This window comes from Roseibium litorale, from assembly GCF_014842915.1.
Taxonomy (GTDB): domain Bacteria; phylum Pseudomonadota; class Alphaproteobacteria; order Rhizobiales; family Stappiaceae; genus Roseibium; species Roseibium litorale.
In genome coordinates this window covers 189134-202684 of record NZ_JACYXI010000003.1, presented here as the reverse complement: position 1 = coordinate 202684, position 13551 = coordinate 189134, and the positions used below count along the sequence as shown (strand labels likewise).

Genomic DNA, 13551 nt, shown 5'->3' with positions numbered 1-13551 from the left:
CATCTACAGTCCGTCGTAAATCTTTCTGGAAGCCCCCCTCAAAACGCTTCCTGGTAGAGCGCCAGCGCATCTTCCTCGCGCACTTCCACAGGGTTGTTGACCAGCAACCGCGTCTGTTTCATCGCGTCTGCCGCCAGCATGGCCAGGCTGTTGCCGGTCACGCCCACATCGCGCAGACGGCGCGGGGCGCCGCTGTCATTCATCAGCTGTTCCATATGGGCGACGAAGGCGCTGGAGCGGGTGGCGGCGTCGCCCCCTTCCGATAACCTTACGCCGGACACGCCCAGCACATCGGCCAGCTCCGCATAGAGAGGCGCGGCGGCTTTGGCGTTGAAACGCAGCACCGGGCCCAGCATCAGGGCGTTGGAGAGGCCGTGGGGGATGTGATAGTGGCCGCCGAGCGGATAGGCGAGCGCATGAACAGCTGCCACCGGCGAGTTGGCGAAGGCCTGACCGGCCAGCGTGGCCCCCAGCAGCATGGCTTCGCGGGTGGCCCGGTTGGTGCCGTCCTGGCAGGCGGTAACGAGATTGGCGCCGAGCAGGCGCAGCGCCTCACGGGCCAGCGCATCGGACAGCGGGTTCTTCTTGTGGGCGCTGGTATAGGCCTCGATGGCATGAACCATGGCGTCAATGCCGGTGGCCGCCGTATGGATCTGCGGCAGGCCCACGGTCAGCTCCGCGTCCAGCAGCACGTAATCGGCATAAAGCTGCGGCGAGACGACACCCATCTTGGTGGTCTCGCCCGTGGTGATGATGGAGATGTTGGTGACTTCCGAACCGGTCCCGGCGGTCGTCGGCACCAGAACCATGGGCAGACGACCGCCCGTCACATTGCCGATGCCGTACATTTCGGAAAGCGGCTGGCCGGATGTCAGCAGAACCGCCACCAGCTTGGCGATGTCCAGGGACGAGCCGCCGCCCAGCCCCACCACGAGATCAACGCCCGCCTTGCGCGCCTCTTCCACACAGGCCTGAACCACATGTTCCGGCGGATCTGCGACCACCTTGTCGAAGAGGGTGACAGTGAGACCGGCGGCCTTCATGTTTTCCGCGACCGGCGCAATCAGCCCGGCCTTGACCAGACCGGCGTCTGTGACCAGCAGAACATTGCTGGCCTCAAAGCGGGCCTTGAGAATCTCCCCCAACCGCTGCGCCCCGCCCCAGGCCACCTCCATGGCCGGAACCGTGCGGAATTCAAAGGGTCTCATCGTCATCTTGTTTCCTCCAGGTGCAGCCAGTACTCTTGACCGGCTGCGGATCCGATCTCAAGGGGGACTTATGCCTTCCGGAACATCTTCCAGAACCTGGGTGGAGATTGTCGAGGCGAATGCCGCCAGATACGGCGATCTGGTCGCCGGCATCGATCCCTCCCTTCCCGATCTGCCCCGGTTTTTCGAGCAGGACGACGGTTCCGGCTGGATTGGCCGGTTTACCGATTTTCTTCTGGAAACCATTGAAGGGCATGTCGGCTTCGTCAAATTCCAGGCCGCCTATTTCGAGGCGGGTGGCCTTACCGGGCTGAACGCGCTTTCCTCCGGCATGAAAAGGGCAAAAGCCGCTGGCATAGGCGTTATTCTGGACGCCAAACGCGGGGATATCGGCGCGACCGCAAGCGCCTACGCGCGCGCCTATCTGACTCCGCCGGAACATGGCGGCAGCGGAGACTTCGAGGCCGATTGCCTGACCGTCAACCCGCTCATGGGGCCGGACACCCTCGCCCCCTTCGCCGACTGCGTCACACGCTTCGGCAAGGGCCTGTTTGTCCTGTGCCGCACGTCCAATCCCGGTGCGGGCTGGCTCCAGGATAAAATGGCCGGAAACAGACAGATTTCGGATCGTGTCGCGGATATGATCGCGGGCCTTGCCGCGCCAGACGGCGAAGGGCTTGCCCCCGTAGGGGCCGTCATCGGCGCTACCGTCCCGAACGAGGGGCGCCGCCTGCGGCATCTTCTGCCCCGCTCGATCATCCTTGCGCCGGGCCTCGGCGCTCAGGGCGGCGATATCGCCAGCATCCACGCCTTGCGCGGCCCACGGCCCGGAGATCTGCTGGTCCCCGTCTCCAGAGGTCTGACGCAAGTCGAGGACCGTGGGATCTCCCTACAGGCCTATCGCGGCCTGATCCTCGAAAGAATAGACCGGTTCAAAACAGCGATCGGCCGCGATCCTTCCCAGGTGCAGCCGGCAACAAGGGCGGAGAGCCGGACGGTCGCATGAAACAGCACCTGCCGGCGCTCATCCGGACAAGCCTCGCGGTGGTCTGTGCCTATCTCTTCGTCACCCGCTACTGGCTGAACCGGGACTGCATTGCGGAGGCCGCGTCGAGCTGCCGTCTGGATGACGGCAGCAATGTGACCAGCGGGGCCATGCTGTGGGGTCTTCTAGCCTTGATCTTTGCCGTGCTGGCCCTGCGGTCTGCCGGGAGAACCCGAGGCTGAGTGGCCTGGCGATAGCCTGCCATGATAAGGGCGCAGGCCTGGAAGGCACCGGCATTGCGCTGAAGACCAGGATGCTGGGGTGAGGAATGTATACGGTCCTGAAATGAAGCGCGCTCCTCATTCCGGTCCGCACATCTGACCCTACGCGGCTTGTGAGAAGACGCGAAGATCTTTGCCGGAAGGTGGCCGTTCTGTTCCAGCGATAGATTGCTTCCGGCTGCGCTGGCTCAGCCATAAAATTTTCCATAAATCACCCAACGGTTTGACAATCTCGCCCCGCAAGCCAAGATGAACGCTGCGGCATGCAGGGTGCCTGGCGGATATCCACGGGAGAGCCAATGAACAAACTGCTCCAAGCGTCAGACCGGCCCCAGTCCAGCCAGGATGTCTGTTTCGTCAACATGCCACTCTCCGGTCTTGAGCGCCCCTCCATCGCTCTCGGCCAGCTTCAAGCTCTCCTGTCTGGTGCCGGAATTGGCACCAAGTCCATCTATGCCAATCTCTGGTTCGCCGAATACTTTGGTCTGGAATTATGCCGTGTGCTGCAGACCGTTCCGCCGGAAGACGCTCTGGTGGACTGGCTATTCGGCGCTGCCGCCTTTCCGGATTTCGAGCCCGATCACGCGCGCTACCTGGCCCTGATGGAGAAGAAAGCGCCTCAGCTTGGCCGTGCCGGCATCACCTCTGAGACACTTATGGATCTCAGGGGCAAGATGCAGGCGTTCACGGACTGGACGGCTGAAAAGATCCTGCGCCGGACCCCACGCATTGTTGGTTGCACATCCACCTTTCAGCAGCACGTCCCCGCGCTTGCCCTGCTGCGCCGGATCAAGGAAATGGCACCCGATGTGGTGACGATCCTGGGCGGCGCCAATTGCGAAACCACCATGGGCCTGACCACCCACAGCCAGTTCACCTGGGTGGATTACGTGGTGTCCGGTGAGGCGGACAGTTTCATCGTTCCCTTCATTCAGAACGTTCTGGCTTCAGGGTGCGCAATTGAGGCAAGTGACCTGCCCTTCGGCGTGATGGGTCCTGTCCACCGCCTCTCCGGCTATCCGGTGACGGATCAGGGCGACGGAGTGCCAAGAGCCATCACCCAGGATGCACGCAACCTGCCCCTGCCCGATTATGACGATTATTTCAAGGAACTGAGCCAGTTCCTCTATAGCAGTGTGATCGAGCCTGGCCTGCCGATGGAGTTTTCCCGCGGCTGCTGGTGGGGCGCCAAAAGCCACTGCACCTTTTGCGGCCTCAATGGCGGGTCCATGGCCTATCGTGCAAGAGCACCGGAGACCGTGGTCGATGACATGACGGCGCTGACCTCCCGCTACAATGTCGACCGGGTGGAAGCCGTCGACAACATCATGGACCTCCGCTATTTCAAGACGGTTCTGCCGGAGCTGACAGAACGGAAAAAGCCCTTCCGGCTGTTCTTCGAGACAAAGGCAAACCTGAAGAAGGATCAGGTTAAGGCCCTGGCCAATGCAGGTGTTATCTGGATCCAGCCCGGCATTGAGAGCCTCGACAGCCGCATCCTCACCTTGATGGGAAAGGGTTGCACCGCCGCGCAGAACATCATGCTGCTGAAGTGGTGCCGCCAGTTCGGCGTGCGCTCCAGCTGGTCGATCATCAGCCATTTTCCGGGAGAAGAAGACAGCTGGTACGAAACGATGGCAGAGCTTGTGCCAGCTCTGACCCATCTGCAGCCCGGCAACATGGTGCCCCTGCGCTTTGACCGCTATTCGCCCTATTTCACCCGTCAACAGACCTACAAGCTCAAACTTAAGCCCGCCGAACGCTACCGCTACGCCTATCCACTGTCTGACGAACATCTGTTCCGGCAGGTGTATTTCTTTGAAAATGAAGCAGAAACCGGGCCTGAAGACCGCCCCGGCGTCAAAGCCATGCGCGCTGCCATGACAGCCTGGCTCAAGGCCTGGCGCAACGGCCCGCCGCCGGTTCTCTCCATGACGCCCACGCCTGAGGCCCTGATCGTGGAAGACAGCCGGCCCGGTGGTGTCACCATGTCTTTCGACGGCATTCACCGGTTGATATTGGAACTCTCTGACGATGGCCCCTCCGAGCATCAGGTGATCAAGACCCTGACCGGCATGGGGCACAGAGAGGAAGAGGTTCTGAACGTCATGGAAGATCTAGAGGCGCAGAAATTGCTGATCCGGATCGATGGCCGCGCCATAGGCCTTGCGCTGACAGCCCCTCACCAGCCTGTTCCCTTGCCGTCGGCCTTCCCGGGCGGCAGCATTGCGTCAGGCCGCGACAAGTTGGGAACGCTCCTTGCTGCGCTCTGACCCAGAAGGGCGCCTGGAAGACAGGCTCAATGCCCGCCCGCATCTCATCACGCTGGCAGATCCCTTGCAACTGCAAAGCGGCGCGGTGCTACCTGATGTCCAGATCGCCTGCCAGAGCTACGGCCACCTGAATGAGGCGCAGGATAATGCTGTTCTGGTGCTTCATGGCCTGACCTCTGACCAACATGCGGCAGGCGCATCCAGCGGACCGGCGAGAAAGCCGGGATGGTGGAACGCCGCGATCGGACCGGGCAAGGCGATCGATACGGACCGGTATTTCGTCATTGTGCCGAATGTTCTGGGCGGCGCAGGCGGCACCACGTCTCCAGCCGCTCAAAATCCATCAACCGGGCGCCCCTATGGGCTCAGTTTTCCTGTGATCACTCTGGCCGATATGGCAAAGATGCATGCTGCGCTGCTGGACGCGCTCGGTATCGAACAGCTGCACGCAACCATCGGCGGCTGTTTGGGCGGGTTTCAGGTTCTGGAAATGCTGGCGGCCTGTCCAGCCCGCACCGGTAAATCCGTCATCATCAGCGCAACAGCCCGGACCAGCGCCCACAACACAGCCCTTTGGGCGGTGCTTCGTGCGGCCCTGATGAGTGATCCGAACTGGCGCGGCGGCGACTATTATAATGGCCCCGGACCATCAGCTGGGCTTGGGCTTCTCGCCATGACGGGCGCGTTGTTCTGGATGTCCCGCGAAACGCTGGAGCGCAGATTCGGCATCGCCCCCGTGTCCGGTGTGCCCCGCTACACGATGGAGCCGGACTTCGCCGTCGAGCAGTTCCTCAATTCAGTGAAAGAGAATGCTTCCAAGGGCCGGTTGGACGCCAACAGCCTGATTTATCTGACCCGCGCCATCGACTATTTCGATCTTGCCCGGGATGCCGGATCGCTGCAGCTGGCACTGAAAGGGGTGCAGAACCCGGTGCTGCTGGTCAGTTACGCCTCAGACTGGCGCTATCCAGTGGAGGAAATGGCAGAGATCGCCAAGGCTCTGCCGGAAAACGTGCCTCATCAGCATCTCACCCTGGAAAGCACCATGGGACACGGCGCCTTTCTCTATGAGTTCGAGAGCTTGCGCCCAGCGCTGTCAGAGTTTCTCCGCTAGCACCAGATGATCGACGGACATGATCGGGTCGCCCATCATGGCGTGCCCCAGATCGACCTGTGGGCGGGACAAAAGCCCGGCGGTCCGGCTCGCTGCCCGGTGCACGGAGATCTCGGTCAGGAGCTGACCTGAATAGCCGTGGGCGGCATCAAGTCCGGTGATCAGGCTGCGGCCAATGTGGCGGGCTGCCCTTGCAGGGTCGACCGTATGGGCCTCGATGCAGACCATGCCGTGACGTGCGATCATCGGTTTCCAGGACCGGAACAGGGAAACCAGCGAACTGAAGGCCTGATCGGCTGAAATACATCCCCCTGAAGGATCACAGAACACCGCATGGGTCGGCGGAGATGTCAAGATCTCCTCCGATTCCATGAAAGTCCGGTTATGAAGGACCGACTTGTTGATGTGCAGAGCATCGGACGCGTCAACGCCCAGGGCGGCCAGTGTCCCGGCAATTTTTATGGGGGCGCCGATATCACCATGAACCGCATGGAACGGGCAACCAAGAGCTGCCAGACGACGCTCGGTCGTCACCCTTGCGACTTCCTCATATTCCACACCAACAAGCGTCAGAGGATGAACGTCCAGCACTTTGCCGCGTTCGGTCTGCGTGGCGATGGCTTCATAGAGCTCCGCCAGAACCGTGCCGTCCCCAGACCCGGTGTCGATCAATGCCGCAGGCTGCTTGCTCAAGGGACCATTGAAGACCGGCAGGACAGCGGCCAGAACCGGCGGTTTGCAGGCATTGGAAAACACCTTGCCGCTGAAGGCGATATCAAGCCCCCGGTCGACCGTATCCTCAGCCGTTCCACTGGCAGCTCCCTTGACCAGAATACGGGAGACGGCCTGATAGGTCGGCAGATAGGCCAGCGGATAGACATACTGGGGCGCAAGCGGCCTGGCGCTCAAGCCATCTTCCGTCCAGCCATGACCATCATGCCAGCCAGTCTGGCGCAGGAAGCCGCGCACCCAATCCACGGCAAGATCACCTGATGGATCGCTCCAGCTATTGTCCCGCGACAGCCGGTACCAGAGCGCGGCGCAGATCGGGCCGATCCGCTGAAGAGCAAACCGCTCCGGCATTCCATCAATAGGGAAAATGTCTTCTACCGCTAGATCCGGCGCAAGCGGTCCTTCGACCAGGAGATTGCGGGCAAAGGCAACACGCTGCCGCGCTCCCAAAGTCCAATCAGGCCGGGACGCGATCCACTGGCCGTCCAGCGTCAGCGCGTAGTCGCCATCCTCACCTGCAGCCAGACCTTGAGAGACCAGAAGCTTCAGCACCAGCGCTGCATAGCCAGGGCGAATACCGGTGGCCTCAGAAAGCCACCCGGACGTTACGGCCCCCTTTGCGAGGACATCATAAGCGCCAAGCTCATGCAGGGCTTCGTGAAGGGTTCCGGTGGCAATTCCATCGCAGTGATGGCACAGGGTGGCCCAGGCGCTGGTCAAACTCATTTCAACTGCCGCATGACAAGACGCGCGAAATGGCCATTGGCGGCGATCAGCTCGTCATAGGTTCCCTGCTCCGCCACCTGCCCCTTGTCCAGAACGATGATCTTGTCGGCTGTCTTGATGGTGGACAGGCGGTGAGCAACGATGATCTGCGTGCAGTTCATCTTGTTCAGGTTTTCCGTCACCCTGGCCTGGGTGATATTGTCGAGCGCGCTGGTCGCCTCGTCGAGAAGCAGGATGCGGGGTTTTCGGATCACGGCCCGGGCAATCATCAAGCGCTGCTGCTGCCCCTTGGACATCATCGCGGCCCCGTCGCCGATCATCGTGTTCAAACCCATCGGCCAGGATTTGATCTCTTCGGCAAAGCCCGCGATCTCCAGCGCCGCACTGACCTCCTCCATCGTATAGGGATGCCCGACGGCCACATTGTCGTAAATGGACCCACTCAGCAGGCTGCCATCCTGAATGACGACCCCGAAGAGCTGCCGCAGGCTCTTCTTGTTGAGGAAGGCCACATCATTGCCATCCACCAGAACCGTGCCGCTCTCCGGTTCGTCAAAGCCGAGAAGCAAGCGGAGGATCGTCGACTTGCCCGCTCCCGACGTGCCCACCAAGGCTGTCGTCTTGTTCTGCTCAGCAATGAAGGACAGGTTGGACAGGACCAGCCCCGTAGAGGTCGAATAGCGGAAGGTTACATCCCGCAACTCAACGTCACCACGGATTTCCGTCAGCTCTTCATAATCGGCATCCTCTTCCGGCTCGGCTTCCAGAATGGGCAGAACGCGGTTGTAATGCGGCTTCAGAAGGTAGAAATGCAGGATGCCCCGCGTTGCCATGAACATCGCCGAGGTGAACTGGCCAATGGCGACATTCAGGCTGACGAACCGCGAGGTGGGCATGACGAAATTGCCCTTCTCGACCGGCAGCGGCGTTGAGGCGAAGAAGTCGAACAGAATGCCGAGCTGAAAGCCGATCATGCCCAGAACAACAAGCGTCAGGAGATAGGGAAACGCCGAGCGGATGACCTTGAGCCGGTAGTTCTGAATGCTTTGGTGCAAGGACAGACCAACCATCGTGCGGTATTCCCGCATCCAATAGGCAAAGGCCCTGTTCTCCGCCCCTGCAACCCTCAGCTTGGGCACCGTGTTGGTGATCTGCAGCATCAAGCCCTGCAGCTTGCCGCTCTGATCGAGCACCTTCTGGTTATAGCTGAGGATGAGCCGGCCATAGACAATCGCCACGACCGAGAAGGCCAGAGAAACCAGCAGCACGATCAGCGTCACCCGCCAGTCATAGTAGAACATCAGCAGGAGACTGAAGACGGCCCCGACGCAACTGGTCATCAGCATGGAAACGGCCTGCGCGGCGGTCGAACGCATGGCGTCCACACTGTCGGCACGGCTTGCCAGGTCGCCCGCATTGTATTTCCGGAAGAACTGGGCACGCAGATTGAGAATGTGAACCCAGATTGCGGTCTGGACCCGGTACTGCATGCTGCCTTCCATCCTCAGCGCTGCCAGCGACTGGACGATGCCGGTCATTGCCGTTGCCGCGGCTGTCACCAGAAGCAGGGCGGTAAAGACCTTCACCTGCGCCAGCTCCGCGCTCGGAATGACGGAGCCCATCAGCCAGCCGATCGAAATCGGTGCCACGAGCGAGAAGAGCGCTCCGAGGATCAGGCAGAAGATGATGTTGCGGACATCCCGCCCTCTGCCGAAAAGACCAAAGCGCATCAGATGCCAAGGGTTCGGATCTCCTTCAGGCGTTGGCAGGAGGAAGGCATAGACCAGCGGATCAATCGCCACCGCGATCTGGGGTGTCACCCGTTTCCGGCCTTCCGGTGTGCTGACTTCGTAGCCGCCTGGAATCTGCAAAAGAGCAACCGGTTCCCGCGTCTCCCGCATATAACCCAGAAACGCGCCGTGGTCGCCGGTCCACCATTTCTCATCCAGCTTGACCGCGCGAAGCTGAAGATTGTTGCGGCGGCAGAACCGGACGGCCACATCCATCTCACTGTCGTCGGACCGGGGCAGAACCATTTCCGGAGTTCCGGCATAGCCGGTTGCCCGCAGGACCTGCCGGGCAACGGAATAAAAGGTGGCACCCCCGGACTCCGTTGGACGGAAATGCCGGTCCACCAGCTCCACCGTCTCCGCCAGGGCAGCAGCAACGTTTGCATCGACCTTCAACTTGGAAACTTCGGATCTGGTGTCCCGGCTGTGCCGCAAAGTGCCGAAACGAGCCGCTCCCTCCTCCAGGATCTTCTCACTTGCACCAGCGATTGCCTGGCGGAAGGTCTCCAGGGAAGCCTCAGGCGTAGCGAGGCCTTGCGCTGCCTCCATCGCGCTCAGGCTTTCAAACCAGGCGGCAGCCATGGTCTCAAGACGAACCGTTCCATTCTGACCGGAGAAGGCATGGAGTGCATCAAGCGAGGTCTGCACGATCTCCGTATCTTCGGAGGGGATCGCGATTGCGTGCGTGGCAGCCCCTTGCGGTGAAAGCGCTATGGCCAGGCCTCCGGCCTCGACCTTGCCAAGGAAGACACGTCCTTCCGGGCAGGACCAGAGGATATCGAGGGAACCTGAAAGAACCAGCCAGCAGGTGCCTTCCCCCCAGAGATCGAGCCGGTCCGATGCATCGGCAACCCGGCGGGCTTCCAAGAGCCCCATGCCCCGGACAATGGAGGCCGCCGGATCCTGCCAGTTGGCTTCCAGGATCTTTTCCAGCGCCGAGCTTTCGCCCAGGATGTCGTCGAGAAAACTCATTGCGATGACACCAGCTCGGCATAGATCCCCTTGAGGCGCATCAACTCGCGATGCCCCCCGCTTTCGGCGATCTTGCCATCTTGAAGAACGTGGATTGCCTCGCAGTCGCGGATCGTGCTCAGGCGGTGCGCGACGGTGAGGCAGGTAATGCCGCGGCGCTGGACATTGCTGATGATGCTTGCCTCGGTCTCCGCATCCAGCGCAGACGTCGCCTCATCCAGCACCAGGATGGCCGGTTCACTGGCCAGAACCCGGGCAATTTCAAGCCTCTGCTGCTGTCCTCCGCTGAAGTTGCTGCCGCCGGCCATCACCTTGGAGCCATAACCGCCTGCCCGGCTCATGATCGTCTCGTGAATGCAGGCATCTCTTGCTGCTGTCATGACAGAGGACATGGGCGCGGTATGATCCCAGAGCGTCAGGTTCTCCAGAACCGTGCCTTCGAAAAGTTCGCTTTCCTGATCCACCCACCCGAGGGCTGATGAAAAGCTCTGCCGGTCAATCTCCGCAATCGGCCTGCCGTCATAGAGCACCTCCCCTTTTGACGGCTGATAAAGCCCCAAAATCAGCCGCAGCAAGGTCGACTTACCACAACCACTGTGACCAACGAGGGCAATGCGCTGGCCGGGTTCAATGGTCAGGCTGACATCATCGATCACAGGCCGTTCGAGAACGGAATAGCCGAAGGTCACGTTCCGCAATTCGATCCGCCCATTCAGCAAACCCTGCCCTTTCGGTGCCGGACTGGCCTTCCCTTGCGCTTCAAGCAAGGCATCGGGTGGTGTCTCGAAGACGTCATTCAGCCGGTTCACATGACCATAGGCTGCCTGAATCTGGCTGTTGAAACCCATCAGCTGCTGCACGGCGGCCATGAAGTGACCGAGCAGCATCTGATAGGCAACGATGCCGCCGATGGAGAGATTGCTCTCGATGATCAGATAAGCGCCGAAGCCGAGGATCACCGCCGTGGTCACCGCGCTCAGCAGGGTTGGCACCGCCATCATCCAGGTCGAGATGCGCTCCAGATGCTGAGAGGCGTTGACTGCATTGGTCTGATATCCCGACCAGATGCCGAAGAAGTCACTTTCCGCGCCCGTCGCCTTGAGCGTTTGGATCGACTGCAGCCCAGACATGGCTGCACCGGTGATCTTCGCGCTGGTGTTCAGCAGGGACGAGTTCAGATCCCGGATCTTGCGCTGGACGATGACGACGACCAGAAAATTGACCGCCGTCATCGCAACCGCGACCATCGTCAGGGGCAGGCTGAAGATCGCCATGAAAGACACATAGGCGATGGCGGAAATCAGACTGACCACGGCCTGGGGTATGTGGCTGGACAGAAGCAGGGCGATGAAGTTAGTCGATTGCAGGCGGGAGATGATGTCGCCGCTATAGCGCTGGGAAAAGAACATCACCGGCAGCCGGAGCAGGTGCCAGACGAAGTTGGTGGCAATCGTCACCGCGAACTTTATCTGAAGCCGCAACAGCACGGATTGCTGAAGCCACGTCATCGCCGTGTTGAAGACACCGGCAATTATCAGCCCAAGCAAAAGCGGGAAGAGCCAGGAATTGAAATTCTGGGTCAGCACCTCGTCGATGAACACGCGCAGAACAGCCGACATGAAGATTGTCGGCACCACCAGCAGCAGGCTGATGGCGGCAACCAGAAAGACCGCCTTCAAGGATCCAAGGGACCATTTCAGGAGAGACGGCCAGGTTCTGGCGTGATGTCCGCCCTTGGTGAAACCTGGGCCGGGTTTCAGTTCCAGCGCAATGTCCGAGAAACTCTCCTCAAATTCCTTGAGAGACACGGACCGGCGCCCCTCAGCCGGGTCGTTCAGATAGACCCTTCCCCGCTTTGAACCCTCAACAACGACGAAATGATTGCGGTTCCAGAACGCTATGAAAGGCGGCGGGAGATCCAGTGCCTGGCTGGCATTCAGCTGCACGCCCTTGGAAACGAGGCCGAATTTCTCTGCCGCATGGCCAATCTGCGAGGCCCGGATGCCATCGCGCGAGACACCGCAGATCCGCCGCAACTCCGGTAAGGGCACAAACCTGCGGTAATAGCCGAGAATGATGCCGAGTGCCGCAGCCCCGCACTCCATCGCCTCCATCTGCAGGACGGTCGGCGTTGAAACACGTCTATGGCGGTGGCTGGTCCCCGGCATTGTCATCACTGCACCGTGAACCAGGTTTGCAGCACCGGCAGCAGAAGGCTGATCGGCTGCCTCCGCTCTGTCAGAACCCTGACATCAGCGGTCGTCCCGGCGCTCATCTGGACGGGAGGGCCCTCCGATGAGGTCCAGCGTAAACCGCTTTTGGTTGCGGCATCCGTGTCCAGCTTGACGGTCACCTTGATGGGGGCCCCCTGTGCCATCATCTGCGCGGCAAGGGCCGGGTTGCCCAGACTGTTTTCCAGAACGGACTCGGTGACCGGCAACGGGCTGACCTCAGTGACCGTGCCGCGGATGGAGCCGTAGATATTCCGCTCGACTGAGGAAGGAGAGATCTCGGCGGTCATGCCAGGTTCGACCTGCTTGCCTTTGCCAATTGGCAAGTAGCCCTGGACAGTGAGAACCGGCAGTCCGGACTGCACCGCCCCAAGCTCCTCTCCCTCGGTCACCACTTTGCCAACCTCAGTCGCCAGTTCGGACACCGTTCCGGAAACCGGAGACAGGATTGCTCCACCGAATTTCAGCTTCGCTTCATAGTCGTTCAGGGTCCCTTCCGCAGTGGCAAGATCGATCTTGAGTGCCGACATATTGTTGCTGATCGAGTTCTCGAACTCGACTTGCTGCTGCTTAAGCTGAGCAATGGAGCTGATCTTGTCGCTGATGTCCTGCTGAACCGAAATCAGCCGCTCCATGGACTGCTGGAGAACCGGCTGGGTCATGAGGCCCTTTTTCACAAGCTCCAGGTTGCCATTGTAGATTTCCTGCAGCTGGGTTTCATTCTTCCGCTGACTGGCAAGATAGGTGTTCAGGAAATCGAGCTGCTGATCCAGGTTCGCCTTCCGCGTTTTAATGTCCTCGGCAGACGTTTTCTCGTAATTGTCGACTTCCTGCTGCTGCTGTTTCAAAGCCTTGGCCGCGCCGTCACGCTGCGCCTGAATGGTCGATTGATCCACCACGAACAAGACATCGCCGGTCTTCACAGCATCGCCAGCCTTGACCTTGATCTCCTTGACCACGCCCTGGGCTGTCGCCTGGATGACAGCGATGTCGCCGCCAGTGAATTCCAGAACACCCGGCCCGTGCACATAGACCAGCAAGCGCCCGACCAGGCTCCAGACCACGACCGATCCGATACACAGCGTGAGCACGGCAAGCAGGATCCAGCTCGAAGCGGAGGTCAGCCGGATCGCGCTGTTCAGCTGATCCGGCGAGCGCAGCGGTTCGTCAGGAATGCTTGGCTTCAAGGCCATATCAGAAGCTCCTGTCCGGAAGTGCGCGCGATAGGATCGAGAGGAA

9 protein-coding genes are annotated in these 13551 nt (G+C 60.6%); 4 read left to right on the top strand and 5 right to left on the bottom strand.

The window, feature by feature from the left end; genetic code table 11:
- Positions 1-38: 38 nt before the first annotated feature.
- A complete protein-coding gene (locus IG616_RS06915; protein WP_192147407.1) occupies positions 39-1214 on the bottom strand; it encodes an iron-containing alcohol dehydrogenase in 1176 nt (391 codons plus the stop codon).
- Between the two features lie 64 nt (positions 1215-1278).
- Here IG616_RS06915 and pyrF point away from each other — a divergent pair, with 64 nt between their 5' ends.
- The 4 genes from pyrF (at position 1279) to metX (ending at position 5861) form a co-directional block, all read left to right on the top strand.
- Entirely contained in the window at positions 1279-2214 is a 936-nt protein-coding gene (gene pyrF, locus IG616_RS06910) for an orotidine-5'-phosphate decarboxylase (RefSeq protein WP_192147406.1), read from the top strand.
- The gene (locus IG616_RS06905; RefSeq protein ID WP_192147405.1) at positions 2211-2435 is read left to right on the top strand and encodes a hypothetical protein; all 225 of its coding nucleotides are present in this window, start codon (positions 2211-2213) and stop codon (positions 2433-2435) included. Before pyrF ends, IG616_RS06905 begins: the two co-directional genes overlap by 4 nt.
- A gap of 338 nt (positions 2436-2773) precedes the next feature.
- Positions 2774-4747 (top strand): RiPP maturation radical SAM C-methyltransferase, encoded by a 1974-nt coding sequence (locus tag IG616_RS06900; protein WP_192147404.1) that lies wholly within the window; start codon positions 2774-2776, stop codon positions 4745-4747.
- Complete coding sequence (metX, locus tag IG616_RS06895; protein ID WP_192147403.1) at positions 4734-5861, top strand: homoserine O-acetyltransferase MetX; 1128 nt, start codon at positions 4734-4736, stop codon at positions 5859-5861. Before IG616_RS06900 ends, metX begins: the two co-directional genes overlap by 14 nt.
- Here metX and IG616_RS06890 read toward each other — a convergent pair.
- The 4 genes from IG616_RS06890 to IG616_RS06875 are packed head-to-tail and all read right to left on the bottom strand — an operon-like array spanning position 5844 to position 13505.
- Entirely contained in the window at positions 5844-7319 is a 1476-nt protein-coding gene (locus IG616_RS06890; RefSeq protein ID WP_192147402.1) for an AprA-related methyltransferase, read from the bottom strand. The two genes, metX and IG616_RS06890, sit on opposite strands and share 18 nt — an antisense overlap.
- Positions 7316-10081, bottom strand: coding sequence for an ATP-binding cassette domain-containing protein (locus IG616_RS06885; protein ID WP_192147401.1), 2766 nt, complete (start codon positions 10079-10081; stop codon positions 7316-7318). Before IG616_RS06885 ends, IG616_RS06890 begins: the two co-directional genes overlap by 4 nt.
- Positions 10078-12255, bottom strand: a complete 2178-nt coding sequence (locus IG616_RS06880) for an NHLP family bacteriocin export ABC transporter peptidase/permease/ATPase subunit (RefSeq protein WP_192147400.1) — start codon at positions 12253-12255, stop codon at positions 10078-10080. Before IG616_RS06880 ends, IG616_RS06885 begins: the two co-directional genes overlap by 4 nt.
- Entirely contained in the window at positions 12255-13505 is a 1251-nt protein-coding gene (locus IG616_RS06875) for an NHLP bacteriocin system secretion protein (protein ID WP_192147399.1), read from the bottom strand. The genes IG616_RS06880 and IG616_RS06875 overlap by 1 nt, the downstream gene beginning before the upstream one ends.
- Positions 13506-13551: the final 46 nt, after the last annotated feature.